The organism is Mesorhizobium sp. M0159 (genome assembly GCF_040322295.1).
In the GTDB taxonomy this organism is placed as follows: Bacteria; Pseudomonadota; Alphaproteobacteria; order Rhizobiales; family Rhizobiaceae; genus Mesorhizobium.
This window is the reverse complement of sequence record NZ_JAMYTF010000022.1, coordinates 75,103-91,987: the sequence shown is the minus strand read 5'-3', so window position 1 is coordinate 91,987 and position 16,885 is coordinate 75,103. Positions and strand designations below refer to the sequence as shown.

The window sequence follows — 16,885 nt, the reverse complement described above, 5'->3', positions numbered from 1 at the left end:
CCGAAACAGAAAGCTGGATTGTGGTAATCATGCCTGGGGGAGAGCGCAAGCGCCGCTTCCTCATGGCTTTTGTTGCGCTGCAACATCGGACCCCTTGCATTCCGAAGCGAACTGGGCCATATGCGGCCGTATAGGCGCTTGGGCCGGGATAATCCGGCCTTCTCGACGAATGAGACTGGTTGCGTCTGTTTTCCCTCTTCCCGACAGATCGGCAAGGTGGCGAAAAAGCCCCGTGGCATGAAGCCTGCGGGCACGACAGCGCAGCCGTGTGGACGATGACGTCCGCCCGCCTTGTCGTTTCATGACAATTTTCGACGGCAGGTTGCGCCCTGCCGCCATCGATGTTTGCGGCCAGAAGCCGCATGAAAGAAGAATATTTTGACCAATGAGAACATTTTGATCGGTAAGGACACTGGGGAACTGAACGGTTTCGCCGCACTTGGAATTACCGGCGCACTGCTCAAGGCCACCAATGCCGCCGGCTTTACCGATCCGAAGCCGATCCAGGCCCAGGCGATCCCGCCGCAGCTCGAAGGCCGCGACATTTTCGGCATCGCCCAGACCGGCTCGGGCAAGACGGCGGCGTTCGCGCTGCCGATCCTGTCGAAGATCATCGCACTTGGCACCAAGCGCCGGCCGAAGACGGCCCGCGCGCTGATCCTGGCGCCGACACGTGAACTCGCGGTGCAGATCGAGGAGATGATCAAGCTGCTCGCCAAGGGCGCGCATGTATCGACCGCGCTCGTGCTGGGCGGCGTCTCGCGCTTCAGCCAGGTGAAGAAGGTTGCGCCCGGCGTCGACATCCTGATCGCAACGCCCGGTCGGCTGACCGACCTTGTGCGTGAAGGCGACCTGATGCTTGCCGACACCAAATGGTTGGTGCTCGACGAAGGCGACCGCATGCTCGACATGGGCTTCATCAACGACGTGAAGCGCATCGCCAAGGCGACGGCGCCGGACCGTCAGACGGTGCTGTTCTCGGCGACTATGCCGGCCGAGATCGCCGAACTGGCGAAAGGCCTGCTGAAGAACCCGATCCGCGTCGAAGTCGCTCCTCACAGCACCGCGGCAGCCGAGATCGTGCAGGGTGTCGTCTTTGCCCGCACCAAGCAGAAGCGCCAGGTGCTGGCCAACATGCTTGCCGATGAGGCGATGAAGTCCGTCATCATCTTCTCGCGCACCAAGCATGGCGCCGACAGGGTGACCAAGGATCTCGAGCGCGACGGCTTCAAGGCCGCCGTCATCCACGGCAACAAGTCGCAGAATGCCCGTCAGAAGGCACTCAACGATTTCCGTGAGGGTTCGGTGCGCATTCTCGTGGCGACCGACATTGCGGCACGCGGCATCGACGTGCCCGGCATCAGCCATGTGGTGAATTTCGACCTGCCGGACGAGGCGGAGAGCTATGTCCACCGCATCGGCCGCACCGGCCGCAACGGCATGGACGGCATCGCCATCACACTCTGCGACCCGTCTGAAAACAGCAAGCTGCGTCAGGTCGAGCGCATCATCCGCACCAAGCTGCCGATCGTTGCCGACCATCTCGGCAGCCCCGATCCGCAGCGCAATCCCGCCGAGAAGAACGAGCGCAGCTTCGAACCGGCCAATGATCGCAACGACCGCAATGGCCGTCGCGACGGCAGGCGGCCCGGCGGCGCAAACAATGGCTTCGGCAAGAAGCGGTTCGGCGACAAGCCGGCCTTTGCGGGCGAGCGCAAGCCGGAAGGCGCCAAGCCCTTCAAGGGCAATAACAAGCGCCGCTTCGGCGGCAAGCGGCCAGCAGCGCGGGCCGCATAATCTGACCGTGTTGCGGTCGGCCAAGCCTGGCTTGGTCACACACGATTGAAGAGGGCGACCGGAGCGATGCTTCGGTCGCCCTCTTGCTTGGGGGCCTTTGGTTCACTTTACCACCGCCTCGATCCACGACGATCCGCTGCGCGAGGAAAGCCGTGGTCGATGGCGACAGCGCGTCGCCGGCAATGACGTGGTTGTCCGGGTCGCCGGTATCGTCGGCCGGCATCAATTCATGTGCGGCGCCCCAGCGACCCGCAAGTACGATCGCTCGCCCATCACCGATCCTACTCGACTGGCGGCTTGCGGTCGAAATTCAGCGGCCGCGCATTCCAGCGGGTGACCGTGCTGATCACCCATCGGCAGAACGGCCTCGGCAGCATCCTGAGCAGCTTCAGCGTCCAACTCAGGCGGCGTGGGAAAGTGACTTCGAAGCCGCCGTATTCGATGCCTTGCGCGATGCGGCGCGAGGCCAGATTGACCGGCATCAAGCCCGGCATCGGCAGGAAGTTCTTTTCGGTCAGCCGCGTGTCGACAAAGCCCGGATTAATCACCTGGATGCGGACGTTCATCTTGTCGAAATCGTATTTCAGCGACTCGGCCAGGATATTGACCGCCGCCTTGGTGCCGCCATAGGCGGCGGTGGTGGGCCAGCCGAAATAGGCGGTAACCGAACCGATCAGCACGACATGGCCGCGCGAGCGCACGCGCATGCGCTCGATGACTGGCAGCAGGCCGTTGATGATGCCGAAATAATTGACTTCGAAAGACCGACGGAAATTGCGCGCCACAAGATCCTCGCCCGGCGTTGCGATATAGCTTCCAGCGTTGAACACTGCCAACACGATCGGACCGAGATCTTTCTCGATCGCTGCAACCGTCTTCGCCATGCGTTTTTCGTCGGTCACGTCGCAAGGATAGGCTGCGACACGGCCCGCCATCTGCGCCGTTTCGACGATGAGCGTATCGATCGGATGGTCATCTGGCGCAGTCACCGCGACGACATAGCCCCGAGCGGCAAGATCCTTGGCCAGCGAACGGCCGATACCGCTGCTGCCGCCCGTAATCCAGGCGACGCCATGCTTCGGATTGGCCCGATAGAGTGTCATGTTGCGCCCCGCCGGCTCTTCTTAGCCTGTGCTCTACCGGTGAAGAAATCGAATGAAAAGAGTGCTTTTCGGTACATGGTTGAAATGAATACCGGTCGGGCGCTCCTGGCTGCAGGAATTGCAGTGTGCGAAATGCGACTGGACCAGGCAAATTCTTGCCTTGAAACCGAAGCTTCGGGTTTCTAGGGTTTCGCCGCACCCACAAAGGAATCTCCATGCCCCGTTCTGTGATCGACGTGATCGGCAACACGCCCCTGATCCGCCTCAACAAGGCCTCGGAAGCAACCGGCTGCGAGATCCTGGGCAAGGCCGAATTCATGAATCCCGGGCAGTCGGTAAAGGACCGCGCCGGCCTGTTTATCATCCGCGATGCGGAGCAGCGCGGGCTGCTGCGGCCCGGCGGCGTCATCGTCGAGGGGACGGCCGGAAATACCGGCATCGGATTGACACTGGTTGCCAAGGCGCTCGGCTACCGCACGGTGATCGTCATTCCCGACACCCAGAGCCAGGAGAAGAAGGATACAATCAAACTGCTCGGCGCCGAGCTGATCGAAGTGCCCGCCGTGCCTTACAAGAACCCGAACAACTACGTGAAGCTGTCGGGCCGGCTGGCCGAGCAGATGGCGAAGAGTGAGCCGAACGGCGCGATCTGGGCCAACCAGTTCGACAATGTCGCCAACCGTGACGGCCATATCCGCACCACGGCCGAAGAAATCTGGAACCAGACCGACGGCAAGGTGGATGGTTTCGTGTCGGCGGTCGGTTCCGGCGGCACTCTGGCAGGCGTCGGTTTCGGGCTGAAGGCCAAAAACAACCAGGTCAAGATCGCGCTGGCCGATCCGCTGGGGGCAGCGCTCTATTCCTTCTACACCAGCGGCGAGCTGAAATCCGAGGGCAGTTCGATCACCGAAGGCATCGGGCAGGGGCGGATCACCGCCAACCTCCAAGGCTTTACACCCGATTTTGCCTTCCAGATCCCCGACGAGGACGCGCTGCCGATCGTATTCGACCTGATCCAGGAGGAGGGGCTTTGCGTTGGCGGTTCGACGGGCATCAACATTGCCGGCGCCATTCGCCTGGCGCGCGAGCTAGGCCCCGGCCACACCATCGTGACCATGCTTTGCGACTACGGCACGCGCTACCAGTCGAAGCTGTTCAATCCTGAATTCCTGCGCGAAAAGAAGCTGCCGGTGCCGGGATGGATGGAGCAACAGAGCACGATTTCGGTACCGTTCGAAAGGGTTGCGTGATGGCGCACAAGACCGAAGCGCTGTTTCGTGACGACGCCTATCTGGGGACGGCCGACGCCACCGTCGTCGCAGTCAATGATCGCGGCGGCATCATTCTGGACCGGACGGTGTTTTACGCCACATCGGGCGGGCAGCCGGGCGACACCGGCAGCCTCGAACGCGCCGACGGCACCGGCATAGCGATTGCCGCTACGATCACCGGCGAAACCAAGGACGAGATCATCCATGTGCCGGCGCCGGAGCAGGCAGTTCCAAAGGTGGGCGAGCGCATGAGGCTCGCCATCGACTGGCCGCGGCGGCAGTTGCTGATGCGCATGCATTCTGCCTGCCACCTGCTTACCGTCGTCTGTCCGTTCCCGATCACCGGCGCCGCGGTTTCCGAGGACGACAGCCGTATCGATTTCGACATCCCGGACGCCGGCTTTACCAAGGAAGACGTGACAGCCAGACTGATGGAGCTGGTGCGAGCCGACCACCCGATCTTCACCCGGCTCATTTCCGACGAGGAACTGGCATCCAATCCGGGCTTGGTGAAATCCAAGAATGTGCGGCCCCCGGCCGGCACGGGAAGGATCCGATTGGTCTGCATCGGCGAGAACGCTTCGATCGACAGCCAGCCTTGCGGCGGCACCCATGTAAAGAGCACCAGCGAAATCGGCGAGATCCATATCGGCAAGATCGAGAAGAAGGGCCGCGAGAACCGGCGCTTCCGCATTCGCTTTGGTCCTATGCCGCCAGCCTGATATAGGACTGCGACGGGCGGGACAGGAGAGAAAAGATGGCCGACGACAGTCCTTTCACCATCGATGCCGATTGGTTACAGAAGCGGCTCGGCGAACCCGGCCTGACGATTGTCGACGCGTCCTGGTACCTGCCGGCGCAAAAGCGTGACGCGCGCGCCGAGTACGACGTAGCGCATATTCCAGGCGCCCGCTTCCTCGACCAGGATGCGGTTTCGGACCCCGACGCGGCTCTGCCGCACACGCTGCCGTCGCCGCAGCATTTCGCGCAATATGTCGGCGCGATGGGTATTTCGGCCGATGACACGATTGTTGTCTATGACGGGCCAGGGTTCTTTTCTGCACCGCGCGCCTGGTGGTTGTTTCGCGTCATGGGCGTGTTCCAGGTCTATATACTCGACGGCGGCTTCGATCGTTGGAAAGCCGCCGGACGGCCGGTGACGGCGGAGCCGACGAAGATCGCGCCTTGCGTGTTTTATGCCAACTTCGATGCCGCCCGCGTCGCCAGCCTTGCCGACATGCGCCGGATCGTCGAGACGGGGGAGAGCCAGATCGCCGACGCGCGCTCGCCTGGCCGTTTTGCCGGCACCGAGCCGGAGCCGCGCCCCGGCATCCGCTCCGGCCATATGCCGGGCGCGCGCAACGTGCCGTTTTCGGCGCTTTCGGAAAACGGCGAATTGTTGCCGAAGGACAGGCTGCGCAAAGTGATCGAAGGAGCCGGCATCGACCTGTCGAAGCCGGTCGTCACCTCCTGCGGGTCGGGCGTCACCGCGGCAGCCGTCACGCTAGCTTTGGAGACGCTTGGCCATGCCGACAACAGGCTTTATGACGGTTCATGGACCGAATGGGGCGGGCTTTCCGACACGCCTGTCGTGACGGGCAAGGACTGACGGTGATGGAAGACGGATCGCTGGAAGACATCGATGTCACCGTGACGTTTCTCGAAATGCATGTGCCGCCTGCCTATTCGCCGCCGCTGCCGTACAACCGCCAGATCGCGCTGCTCAAGACCAAAGACATTCCCCTGCATTTCTACCGCTATTTGATGGATCGGGTCGGCCGCAAATGGCACTGGGTCAATGTGTTGAGGCTGAGCGACGAGGAGCTTGCGGCGGGCATCCACCGCGAGGACCGCGACATCAGGGTGCTTTATCTGGATGGTGCGCCGGCGGGCTTCTTCGACCTCAAGCCGCATTTGCCGGAGGAAGTGGAACTCGCTTATTTCGGAATGATGGAGCACGCGACCGGGCAAGGCATCGGCCGCTGGTTCCTCGGTGCGGCAATCGCCGCGGCATGGTCGCACGGGCCAAGGCGGATAACCGTGCAGACCTGCACCCTCGATCACCCAGCAGCACTGCCGCTCTATCAAAAACTCGGCTTTACGCCAGTGGCGCAAAAAAAGGAGGTCGTACATCCGATGTCTTTTGCCGAGCGCGCGGCCAGCGTCATGCGGCCCTGATTTTCAGGCCCGTTCATCCGAGCTTCAGCTTGTCTTTGCAATGTCCCAGAGTCTCTGGATCAACACTCAAAGGCGAGCCCGACTTGAATGAGCTTGGCTCTTTCCATATCGCTATCGTCTAAAAACCGATGGGTGATGGAGGATCGCACGATGGCAATACGCGTGGTAATGGCCGGCGCGACCGGCTGGGTCGGCAAAGCGCTGGTTCCGGCGATCGGGGCGCAAGGCGACATGGCGCTGGCCGGGGCTGTATCACGCAGCGGCGCGGGGCAGGATTCCGGTCTGCTGGTTGGTATGCCGGCTAATGGTATTGCCGTTTCGGCCTCGCTGGCCGAGGCGCTGGAGGCGCCGTCGGACGTGCTGGTCGACTTCACCAAGCCGCATGTCGTGAAAGACCATGTGCTGCTCGCCATCGACAACGGACGGCACACGGTGATCGGCACGTCGGGACTGGGAGCTGCCGACTATGCCGAGATCGACGCCGCGGCGCGCGCCAATGGCGTCGGCGTTGTTGCCGCTGGCAACTTTTCCATCACCGCCACGCTGATGAAGCGGTTTGCACTTATGGCGGCAAAATACGTGCCGGATGTCGAGGTCATCGATTATGCTAGTGCAAAGAAGCCCGACGCGCCCTCCGGAACCGCACGAGAGCTTGCTGAAGCGCTGGCCGACATCCGCAAGGCCTCAACGGCAAAGCCGGTCTCCGAGGTCTCCGGCGTGCCGGCCACACGCGGTGGTGCGGTCGGCGCAGGCGAGGGGGTGCAAGTGCACGCGCTTCGCCTGCCGTCCTACATCCTGTCCTGCGAGGCGCTGTTCGGTCTGCCAGACGAGCGGCTGACCATACGCCACGACGCCGGCTCGTCCGCGGCGCCTTACGTGGCGGGCACGCTGCTCGCCATCAGACGGGTACAGCAGGTCAAAGGTCTGGTTCGTGGTCTCGAGGCGCTGATGGATTGATCCATTTCGGCAGGAATCGGGTGGGAAGCTCTGTCTTGCGAGCATAATTCCGGTCGACGACACCGGAGATTTTGCCATGACGCTAAAATTCAAAGCCTTGCCAACCAATGCTGTCCGGGCACTTCAGCGCGGCGGGCCGGATGCTTATGGCTTGAAGCCAGAGCGGCAAATTTCGGATGGCGACGGCGTGCCTTGCCGTCATTGCTTGAAAAATATTGCTGTGGGAGAAGCCTATCTTGTTTTGGCCTATCGGCCTTTTCCGGAGCTGCAGCCTTATGCCGAAACGGGGCCGATCTTTCTGCATGCGAAAGAATGCGAACGCGCCGCCGAGGGGAAAATGCTTCCCGAAATGCTCGAAAGCAGCGATTACATTGTGCGTGGTTATGGCAAGGACGACCGCATCGTTTACGGCAGCGGCGGCGTCATTCCGACCGACGCAATTGCCGCACGGGCAGAGACGTTGTTCGAACGCGACGACATCGCTTACGTCCACATCCGCTCGGCGCGCAACAATTGCTATCAGTGCCGGATCGACCGCGCGTAACCGGACAGGCTGCACCGGCTTGGGACTGTCGTACTCCCGTCGCATACAAGCGGTAGAAACACACTGTCGATCGATTTGCCGACCGCGGATGAACCGGCGGGAATTTTCGACAACCGAGGAAGCGGGGCTTTGGCTCCACTTTTTTGTTGTCCGGTTATTCCGCGCGCCCGACACTTTTCAGTTTTTCGACATAAGAAAAAACCCGTCGGACGAATCCGACGGGCACTGGAGAGGCAGATTCGGACAGCTCAGGCGGCGAGAACGGCCTTCGGCTCGACCAGGTCGTAACCGAGCGCTTCGGCCACTGCGCGATTCGTGATCTTGCCCTTGTGGACGTTCAGCCCGTTGCGCAGATGGTGGTCGTCTACCAGCGCCTTGAGGCCCTTGTCGGCGAGCTGCAGGCCATAATGCAGCGTCGCATTATTGAGCGCGTGGGCCGAGGTGACCGGCACCGCACCCGGCATGTTGGCGACGCAATAGTGGATGACGCCATCGACCTCATAGGTCGGCTCGGCATGGGTGGTGGCGTGCGAGGTCTCGAAGCAGCCGCCCTGGTCGATGGCGACGTCGACCAGCACGGCGCCTTTCTTCATGCCCGACAGCATTTCGCGCGTCACCAGCTTTGGCGCTGCTGCCCCCGGGATCAGCACGGCGCCGACGACGATGTCAGCCGAAAAACATTCTTCCTCCAGCGCCTCGACGGTCGAGTAGCGGGTGTGGACGCGGCCGCCAAAGATGTCGTCGAGCTGACGCAGGCGCGGGATCGAGCGGTCAATGATGGTGACGTCGGCGCCAAGGCCGGCGGCCATCCGTGCAGCATGCAGGCCGACGACGCCGCCGCCGAGCACAGTGACCTTGCCGGGGAGCACGCCGGGCACGCCGCCAAGTAGCACGCCGCGGCCACCATTGGCCTTTTGCAGCGCCGTTGCGCCCGCCTGGATCGACAGGCGGCCGGCGACTTCCGACATCGGTGCTAGCAGCGGCAGACCGCCGCGCTCGTCGGTGACCGTCTCGTAGGCTATCGCGGTCACGCCGGAGGCCAGCAGGCCCTTGGTCTGCTCCGGATCCGGGGCAAGATGCAGATAGGTATAGAGGATCTGGCCGTCGCGGAGCTGAACCCATTCGTTGGGCTGCGGCTCCTTGACCTTCACGATCATGTCAGACTTGGCAAAAACGTCGGCGGCCGTTTTGGCAATCGTGGCGCCGGCGGCGCGATACGCGTTGTCATCGGCGCCGATGCCGGCGCCGGCGCCGGTCTCGATCAGCACTTCATGGCCATGCGCGACATATTCACGGACCGAACCCGGTGTCAGGCCGACGCGGTATTCATGGTTCTTGATTTCCCGGGGGCAACCGACGCGCATCTTTTTCTCCTGATCCGGCCCTTTGGGGCTCGTTCCCTGTCTAGAGATAGTGAACCACGAATCGTTCGGTAAGTGTTTGCGAATGCGCTTGCCAGAGAGGCCACTGTTCGATAATCGTTGCGCAAAACATTAGAATTATCGCAGGAACCCGCAAAAATGCCGCTCGACAGGATTGATATCGCCATTCTCGAGACGCTGCAGAAAGACGGGCGGATACCCAACGCAGCGCTCGCCGAGAAGGTTGGCCTGTCGCAGTCGGCCTGTTCGCGGCGGCTGGACAATCTGGAGAAATCCGGAACCATCCGCGGCTATCACGCACGGCTGTCCAACGCTGCACTTGGGCACCAGATGACGGCGATCGTGCATATATCGCTGTCCGGGCAATTCGAGAAGACGTTGTCGGATTTCGAGGCAGCGATAAAGCGCTGCCCGAACGTCCTGTCCTGCCATTTGATGTCGGGCGAATATGACTACATCCTGCGCATCGCGGCAAAGGATCTCGTCGACTACGAACGCATCCACAAGGAGTGGCTGTCGGCAATGCCGCATGTGACGAAGATCAATTCGTCTTTTGCCTTGCGCGAAATCGTCGATCGCACGGCCGTGGGAATGAAGCCTGAACTCGCCTAGGCCCCGAACTCGCCTAGGTGTTGACTGCCTCGGTCACCACACGGTCCATCCGAATGTCGTGCGGCTGCGGGTAGATGGTGACGATGCGCTGCAGTTCGTAGCCGACGCCGATGACCAGCGGTTTGAAGGGCATCGCGGCAAGCGTGCGATCGAAGAAGCCGCCGCCATAACCCAGGCGAAACTGCCCGGGATCGATGCCGACGATCGGCGAAATGACGATGTCGGGCAACACCGGATCACCCTCGGCCGGTATCGGGATATTCCAGACGCCCTTCTCCAGCCGGTCTCCGTGGGTATAGGCGCGAAAGACAAGCGGCCGGTCTTTCTCGACGACGACGGGCAACGCCGTGCGCCCGCCCCGCGCGTTAACGGTTTCCATCCACGGGCGCAGGTCCGGCTCGCCGCGAAACGGCCAGTAGAGGCTGACCATGCGGCCGGCGATGTCGCCGATCACCGCGTCGAGCCCTTCGGCAATGCGCTGCGACATAGCTGCGCGCGTGTCGGCCGAAACGGCAAGGCGGGATACGATCAACCGCTCGCGCTCGGCCTTGCGCCAGCGCCTTACGTCGGTCCAGTCGGATAGCGGCGCTTGGAACTCCGGATCGAGCTCGTGCATAAAACAAGGCGGCGAGGCGTACTGCGCTGGGTCTTCATCTTCATTCCTAGCCATGCTTCACCTGCAATGTACTATTCCAACCAAGTCGTATCTGGGACGTAAGCTATATCCGGGAATGAGTCTGCAGCATGCGTATTCACGACATCAAGAGACGAGTCCCAGGCAGTTGCAGCGCAGGCATTGCTGCACTGCACAACGATACTTACATCAGCCTTGGCGAGAGGGATGAGTGAGATGAACATAGCCAACCATCACGTCGTCGTCGTAGGCGCCGGTTTCGGCGGCCTCGAATTCACCCGCGCACTTGCCGGCGCGCCGGTGCGCATCACCATGATCGACAGGCGCAATCATCACCTTTTTCAGCCGCTGCTCTACCAGGTGGCGACGACGGCCCTGGCCACCTCCGAAGTGGCTTGGCCGATCCGCCATCTCCTGCGCAGGCGCAAGGACGTGACGACGCTGCTTGCCACCGTGACTGGCATCGACCGCACCGGCAAGCGGGTGCTGCTGCAGGACGGCGGCACGGTCGCCTACGACACGCTGGTGCTGGCCACCGGTGCGCGGCACGCCTATTTCGGCCATGACGAATGGGAGCCGTTCGCGCCGGGCCTGAAGACACTGGAGGACGCCACCACCATTCGACGGCGTATTCTTTTGGCTTTCGAGCAGGCCGAGCGGGAAACCGATCCCGCCAAGCGCCAGGCACTGCTGACGCTGGCGATCGTCGGCGGCGGGCCGACCGGCGTGGAATTGGCCGGCACCATTGCCGAACTGGCGCATGACACGCTGCGCGGCGAGTTCCGCAACATCGACACGCGGCAGACGCGTGTGGCGCTGATTGAGGCCGGCGACCGCGTTCTTGCCAATTTCGCGCCGGAACTCTCCGATTATGCAATGAAGGCGCTCGAACGGCTCGGCGTGACCGTCGAACTCGGCCGGGCGGTTACGCGCTGCGATGCCGAGGGTGTCGTCTTCGGCGACAGGCATTTGCCGGCTAGGACAATCCTGTGGGCGGCGGGCGTCGCCGCTTCGCCGGCCGCCGAATGGCTCGGCGCGGCAGCGGACCGCGCGGGCAGGGTGCTTGTCGAGCCCGACCTCACTGTACCGGGAAACCCGGAGATTTTCGTCATCGGTGACGTAGCGCACGTCCTGCGACCGGATGGCCGGCTGGTGCCGGGCGTCGCGCCCGCCGCCAAGCAGCAGGGACGGCACGTCGCCACGGCGATCAAGGCAAGGCTTGCCGGTGACGCGACACCGCGTCCTTTCAGCTACAGGCATGACGGCGATTTGGCGACGATCGGCAAGCGCGCGGCGGCCATCGATTTCGGCTGGATCAAGCTTACCGGCCGGCTTGCCTGGTGGCTATGGGGCTTGGCGCATATTTACTTCCTGATCGGCTTTCGTAACCGGCTTGCGGTTTCCCTGAGTTGGCTATGGATCTACTTCACCGGTCAGCGCAGCGCGCGGCTGATCACCCAGGGCGACGACGATAAGGGCTGATTGTTCGCTGCCGGACATTCATCGGCGCGTCACCTCCTCTTGATGGAATCGGCTTCTGGACTCGGCTGGATTTCGGCGCGAAGCTTTGCTTCGGGCAGGACTTGTCACGTCGTGGAAGGAAGAGAGAACGAATGTCCCAATTGCGCCACCTCGTCTCACGCCGCGATTTCCTCGCCGGCGTTGCCGCCAGCGGAGCGCTGATCATGCTGCACCCGTTCTCCGCCCGGGCTCAAGCCAATCAGGCGCATCTGAGGATTATGGAGACGACCGACATCCACGTGAATGTGCTGCCTTACGACTATTACGCCGACAAAGCTAACGACACGATGGGGCTATCGCGAACGGCATCGTTGATTGAAGCCGTGCGCAAGGAAGCAACCAACGCGATGCTGATCGATAATGGCGACCTTCTGCAAGGCAACCCGATGGGCGACTACATCGCCTACGAGAGGGGGATGAAGGATGGCGATCTGCATCCGGTCATGAAGGGCATGAACCTGCTCGGCTACGAATGCTCGACGCTCGGCAACCACGAGTTCAACTATGGCCTGTCGTTCATGGACAAGGTGCTGGCCGGTGCCAATTTCCCGTTTGTCTGCGCGAACCTGATCCGCGGCACGGAGCTCGCCGCGAACCCGCGCGACGACAAGCTTTATCTCAAGCCTTACGTCATCCTCGAAAGGAACATCAAAGACGGGTCGGGCACCGAACAACCGATCAGGATCGGCATCATCGGCTTCGTGCCGCCGCAGATCATGGTCTGGGACCTGAAAAATCTCGAGGGCAGCGTCAAGACGCGCGACATCGTCGAGGCGGCCAAGGCGTGGGTGCCGCAAATGAAGGAAGAAGGCGCCGACATCGTCATTGCGCTCTCCCATTCCGGCATCGATGTGAAGCAAAGCGACATGATGGAGAATGCCTCCTTCTTCGTTGCCGGTGTCGAAGGTATCGATGCGGTGTTCACCGGCCACCAGCATCTGGTCTTCCCCGGCAAGAAGGACTTTCAGTCGCTGGACGCCGTCGATACGGCGAAAGGCACGTTGCAAGGCAAGCCCGCCGTCATGGCCGGCTTCTGGGGCTCGCACATGGGGCTGATCGATCTGTTGCTGGAGCGCGACGGATCGACGTGGAAAATCGTTTCGACGACCTCTGAGGCCAGGCCGATCTTTGAGCGGGTCGACAAGACGAACAAGCCGACCGTCGCGGACGACCAGCGCATCGTCGACGCGCTCAAACAGGACCACGAGGCGACGCTTGCCTATGTGCGCCGGCCGGTCGGCAAAACCTCGGCGCCGCTCTATTCCTATTTTGCGCTGGTCGCCGACGATCCATCGGTGCAGATCGTCAGCCAGGCGCAGACCTGGTACTTGAAGGACATCCTGAAGAACACAGAGTGGAAGGATATGCCGCTGTTGTCGGCGGCGGCACCGTTCAAGGCGGGCGGGCGCAACGGCGCCGACTATTACACCGACGTGCCGGTGGGCGATATCGCCATCAAGAACGTCGCCGACCTCTACCTCTATCCAAACACGGTGCGCGCCGTCGAAATCACCGGGGCAGAGGTGAAGGAATGGCTGGAAATGTCGGCCGGCATCTTCAACCGGATCGAACCGGGCAAAGCCGACCAGGCGCTCATCAACACCGACTTCCCGTCTTATAATTTCGACGTGATCGACGGCGTCACATACAAGATCGATCTGTCGCAGCCACCGAAATATGATTCGAAGGGCGGGCTGGTGAATGCTGGCTCGACCCGCATCATTGACTTGATGTTCGACGGCAAACCAATTGGCCCCATGCGGAAATTCGTCGTCGCCACCAACAACTACCGAGCCGGCGGCGGGGGCAATTTCCCGGAGATCAATGCCTCGAAGATCATCTACGAAGCGCCCGACACCAACCGCGACGTGATCGTGCGCTATATCGTCAGCGAAGGCACCATCAACCCGTCGGCGGATGCTAACTGGTCGTTTGCGCCGCTGCCGGAAACCAGCGTCGTGTTCGAGACCGGCGCCAAGGCGAGAGAGTTTATTGCGCAAGTGAAGTCGCTGAAGATCGAGCCGGCGGGCGAGGGCGAAGCGGGGTTTTCCAAGTACCGCATCACTCTTTGAGGCGAGGATTTGAGCGTCGGCTCCAACTGTCTCAGGGTTAAGACAGTGTGCCGATACGGCCAATCCGTTTGAGACAGGGGGCCTCTTCAAGCAGGTGGTGCGAAACGCCGCTTGACGGCAGGCATGACCAGATCCAGCGCGTCCGTCGAAATCCCACCGGAATAATCGTGTGGCAGTTGGTCGATCGAGGCGGGAAGCGGTCGTCGAAGCCGAGCGGGGTTATCTTTCCAAGCCGCCCTGCAGCGGTAGCGCCATTCTGGCCAGCAAGCATCGCAGCAGACAGACCACAGAGGCCGTTAAAATTCGGGGAGGTTCCCAGCAGGGCCGGAATCACTATGGTTGCAACCACCCATATGCGCTAGTTTTAGCCATGCGTTATGTCATCATCATCACTGCCGTCACCTTTTTCCTGATCTGGGACGGCATTTACAACCAAGGCCGCTACCTCGACAGGACCATCAGGGAGGTGACCCGCGTCGTGCACTATGTAACCAGTATGGTGTAGTTTCTCTTCCTCGCCACGGTTCGCCGACGCGACATCCTGCCGATTGACGGCACGCTCCCGCTGACACAAAAGAACGCCGGTCCAACGGTCCAGGAGGCTGGGTTGATCCGGCATATCGTTTTCTTCAGCGCGCGGCGTAAAGTGGACGTCGAGGCAGTGCGTACGGGTCTGCTGGCGCTCGGCAAGATACCCCACTCGCGCCATTTCGAGGTAACGCTCAACACCAAGGTCGACCCGCTCTCGGATGAGATCGATGTGGTCGTCTACGCCGAGTTCGAGGACGAAGCGGCGCTCGCCGCCTACAAGGCGCATCCGCTCTATGCAGAGACGACCAGCCGGGTCAAACCTCTGCGCGAATTGCGTTATTCGGCCGACATCGTTGCAAGTTGACGAGCCGCCGTCCCCTACGCGCTGATGTGGTCTTTCCGCTGAGGCGTCGGCCAAGCCCTTGAACCATTTTCAGGAATGAGGCACATCGCGCGGGACATGACAGAGGACACCCCCGCAAGCCCTCATCCGCTCGATCACCTGGTGCTGCCGACAGCGAGCCTCGATGTTGCGCGGGCGCGCTTGACCTTGCTCGGCTTTACCGTTGCGCCGACAGGTATCCACCCTTTCGGAACCGAAAACTGCTGTGTCTTCCTCACCGACGGCACCTATCTCGAGCCGCTCGCGGTCGCTGACCGGCAGGCCGCGGCAACGGCGATCTCGAACCGCAATGTCTTTGTCGTGCGTGATCGCACGTATCGCGAAGAAAACGGCGATGAAGGATTTTCTGCCGTGGCGCTGGGCACCGAAAGCGCCGCCGCGGACCACGCGCGCTACATGGAAGCCGGTCTGTCGGCGGGAGACGCGCTAAGCTTTTCGCGCGCCTTCACCGATGCGACGGGAAAGAGCGACACCGCATCGTTCAAACTGGCCTTCGCGGCTACAGGCAAGGCAACGGACGCTTTTCTCTTCGCCTGCGAGCGGATCAATGCGCCGAACGTCGACCGCACTGCGTCGCAGGCCCACGCTAATGGCGCAACCGGCATTGTCGAAATCGTGGCAGCCAGTGGCGAACCCTTCGAACAACGCAATGTGATTTCGATCGCGGCTGGGATCAAGGCGCAGGGCGGCGGCACTGTCTATGAGCTGCCGAATGCCGTCGTGACCGTTCTGGATCCTGCAGCCTATTCGGCACGCTTCGGCATTCCTGCCGGCGCGCCATCTGAACTCCGCTTTGCTGGGATCGTCTTTTCGGTTAGGCACGGCGACACCGTCGCCAAGCTGCTTGCAGCCAATTCCGTCGAACACCACATGCGCGGCGGTGATATCATCGTGCCGCCGGCGCCAGGGCAGGGCGCAGCCTTCATTTTCCGGGAGATCGCATGAACAATCTCAATCCTCTGATGCCAAATTCTTCCGTTGCGATCGGCAAGGTCATTTTCGGCAACAGCGCGCCCCTGTCGCTGATCGCCGGTCCATGCCAGCTGGAATCGCGGCAGCACGCGTTCGACATGGCCGGTGCACTGAAGGAATTGACGGAACGGCTCGGAATCGGGCTCGTCTACAAGACCAGCTACGACAAGGCCAATCGCACATCGCTTGGCGGCACGCGCGGTGCGGGACTTGAAGCGGCAATGCCGATCTTCGACGACTTGCGCAACAATTTTTCGCTGCCGATCCTGACCGACGTCCACACTGAGGAACAATGCGCGATCGTCGCTCTGCATGCCGATATCCTGCAGATTCCTGCCTTCCTCAGCCGCCAGACCGATTTGCTGATTGCTGCGGCAAGAACCGGCAAGGTGGTCAATGTGAAGAAGGGGCAATTCCTCGCGCCGTGGGACATGAAGAACGTCGTCGCCAAAATCATCGGCTCCGGCAACGCCAATGTCTTGGTCACCGAGCGCGGCGCATCCTTTGGTTACAACACCCTGGTGTCCGACATGCGGGCGCTGCCGATCATGGCCGAGATCGGCGCGCCGGTGATTTTCGATGCCACCCATTCCGTGCAGCAGCCGGGTGGGCAGGGCGGTTCGTCTGGAGGCGACCGGCGCTTTGTCGAGACGCTGGCGCGCGCGGCCGTCGCGGTTGGCGTCGCCGGCGTCTTCATCGAGACGCACCAGGACCCCGACAACGCGCCTTCCGACGGTCCCAACATGGTGCCGCTAAAGGATCTTCCCGCATTGCTTGAACGGCTGATGGCGTTCGATCGCATTGCCAAAAGCGTGGGTTGAACCAGCAGTTGCGCCACAGCAGCGCCGCCAAGAAAACTTTGAAGAATTTCGAACCCGCCTGGAACCTTAGCCCGCGGCCCTCATTGT

General features: G+C 61.8%; 17 protein-coding genes. 14 read left to right on the top strand and 3 right to left on the bottom strand.

From position 1 onward, the window contains the following. Nucleotides 1-378: 378 nt before the first annotated feature. Nucleotides 379-1,797: a DEAD/DEAH box helicase gene (locus NKJ32_RS20885; protein WP_023675109.1), complete on the top strand. Its 1,419-nt coding sequence runs from the start codon at nucleotides 379-381 to the stop codon at nucleotides 1,795-1,797. A gap of 281 nt (nucleotides 1,798-2,078) precedes the next feature. Here the strand turns inward: NKJ32_RS20885 and NKJ32_RS20880 are convergent, their stop codons facing one another. After that, nucleotides 2,079-2,900: an SDR family oxidoreductase gene (locus NKJ32_RS20880; protein ID WP_352457508.1), complete on the bottom strand. Its 822-nt coding sequence runs from the start codon at nucleotides 2,898-2,900 to the stop codon at nucleotides 2,079-2,081. A 215-nt stretch (nucleotides 2,901-3,115) separates the two neighbouring features. On the opposite strand from NKJ32_RS20880, the gene NKJ32_RS20875 reads away from it, so the two are divergent. The 6 genes from NKJ32_RS20875 to NKJ32_RS20850 all read left to right on the top strand — a co-directional run bounded on the left by NKJ32_RS20875 (nucleotide 3,116) and on the right by NKJ32_RS20850 (nucleotide 7,850). Continuing rightward, the gene (locus NKJ32_RS20875) at nucleotides 3,116-4,150 is read left to right on the top strand and encodes a cysteine synthase A (RefSeq protein WP_023675106.1); all 1,035 of its coding nucleotides are present in this window, start codon (nucleotides 3,116-3,118) and stop codon (nucleotides 4,148-4,150) included. Beyond that, the gene (locus tag NKJ32_RS20870; protein WP_023675105.1) at nucleotides 4,150-4,893 is read left to right on the top strand and encodes an alanyl-tRNA editing protein; all 744 of its coding nucleotides are present in this window, start codon (nucleotides 4,150-4,152) and stop codon (nucleotides 4,891-4,893) included. The genes NKJ32_RS20875 and NKJ32_RS20870 overlap by 1 nt, the downstream gene beginning before the upstream one ends. 35 nt (nucleotides 4,894-4,928) lie before the next feature. After that, nucleotides 4,929-5,780, top strand: coding sequence for a 3-mercaptopyruvate sulfurtransferase (gene sseA / locus NKJ32_RS20865; protein ID WP_352784995.1), 852 nt, complete (start codon nucleotides 4,929-4,931; stop codon nucleotides 5,778-5,780). 5 nt (nucleotides 5,781-5,785) lie between these two features. Continuing rightward, on the top strand, nucleotides 5,786-6,349 hold the full coding sequence (locus NKJ32_RS20860) for a GNAT family N-acetyltransferase (protein WP_023675103.1): 564 nt from the start codon (nucleotides 5,786-5,788) through the stop codon (nucleotides 6,347-6,349). 150 nt (nucleotides 6,350-6,499) lie between these two features. After that, entirely contained in the window at nucleotides 6,500-7,306 is an 807-nt protein-coding gene (gene dapB / locus NKJ32_RS20855) for a 4-hydroxy-tetrahydrodipicolinate reductase (protein ID WP_352828696.1), read from the top strand. Between the two features lie 76 nt (nucleotides 7,307-7,382). Further along, nucleotides 7,383-7,850, top strand: a complete 468-nt coding sequence (locus tag NKJ32_RS20850; RefSeq protein ID WP_352457506.1) for a DUF1203 domain-containing protein — start codon at nucleotides 7,383-7,385, stop codon at nucleotides 7,848-7,850. A 248-nt stretch (nucleotides 7,851-8,098) separates the two neighbouring features. On the opposite strand, the gene ald is transcribed toward NKJ32_RS20850, so the two are convergent. Next, entirely contained in the window at nucleotides 8,099-9,214 is a 1,116-nt protein-coding gene (gene ald / locus NKJ32_RS20845; protein WP_023675100.1) for an alanine dehydrogenase, read from the bottom strand. A 156-nt stretch (nucleotides 9,215-9,370) separates the two neighbouring features. Between ald and NKJ32_RS20840 the strand changes: the two genes are divergently transcribed. Then, nucleotides 9,371-9,844 (top strand): Lrp/AsnC family transcriptional regulator, encoded by a 474-nt coding sequence (locus NKJ32_RS20840; protein ID WP_023675099.1) that lies wholly within the window; start codon nucleotides 9,371-9,373, stop codon nucleotides 9,842-9,844. Between the two features lie 13 nt (nucleotides 9,845-9,857). Here the strand turns inward: NKJ32_RS20840 and NKJ32_RS20835 are convergent, their stop codons facing one another. Continuing rightward, nucleotides 9,858-10,514 (bottom strand): 5-formyltetrahydrofolate cyclo-ligase, encoded by a 657-nt coding sequence (locus NKJ32_RS20835; protein WP_352636694.1) that lies wholly within the window; start codon nucleotides 10,512-10,514, stop codon nucleotides 9,858-9,860. Nucleotides 10,515-10,694: 180 nt separating this feature from the next. Here NKJ32_RS20835 and NKJ32_RS20830 point away from each other — a divergent pair, with 180 nt between their 5' ends. The 6 genes from NKJ32_RS20830 to kdsA all read left to right on the top strand — a co-directional run bounded on the left by NKJ32_RS20830 (nucleotide 10,695) and on the right by kdsA (nucleotide 16,798). Next, nucleotides 10,695-11,960, top strand: coding sequence for an NAD(P)/FAD-dependent oxidoreductase (locus NKJ32_RS20830; RefSeq protein ID WP_352698827.1), 1,266 nt, complete (start codon nucleotides 10,695-10,697; stop codon nucleotides 11,958-11,960). A 131-nt stretch (nucleotides 11,961-12,091) separates the two neighbouring features. Continuing rightward, a complete protein-coding gene (locus tag NKJ32_RS20825; RefSeq protein ID WP_352754731.1) occupies nucleotides 12,092-14,071 on the top strand; it encodes a bifunctional 2',3'-cyclic-nucleotide 2'-phosphodiesterase/3'-nucleotidase in 1,980 nt (659 codons plus the stop codon). A gap of 370 nt (nucleotides 14,072-14,441) precedes the next feature. Next, nucleotides 14,442-14,576 carry a hypothetical protein gene (locus NKJ32_RS20820; RefSeq protein WP_352681308.1) on the top strand — a complete coding sequence of 45 codons (135 nt, stop codon included), beginning with the start codon at nucleotides 14,442-14,444 and terminating at the stop codon, nucleotides 14,574-14,576. A gap of 102 nt (nucleotides 14,577-14,678) precedes the next feature. Then, nucleotides 14,679-14,966, top strand: coding sequence for a Dabb family protein (locus NKJ32_RS20815; RefSeq protein WP_352621726.1), 288 nt, complete (start codon nucleotides 14,679-14,681; stop codon nucleotides 14,964-14,966). A gap of 96 nt (nucleotides 14,967-15,062) precedes the next feature. After that, entirely contained in the window at nucleotides 15,063-15,950 is an 888-nt protein-coding gene (locus tag NKJ32_RS20810) for a VOC family protein (protein ID WP_352754732.1), read from the top strand. Continuing rightward, entirely contained in the window at nucleotides 15,947-16,798 is an 852-nt protein-coding gene (gene kdsA / locus NKJ32_RS20805; protein ID WP_352828692.1) for a 3-deoxy-8-phosphooctulonate synthase, read from the top strand. The genes NKJ32_RS20810 and kdsA overlap by 4 nt, the downstream gene beginning before the upstream one ends. Nucleotides 16,799-16,885 lie beyond the last annotated feature (87 nt).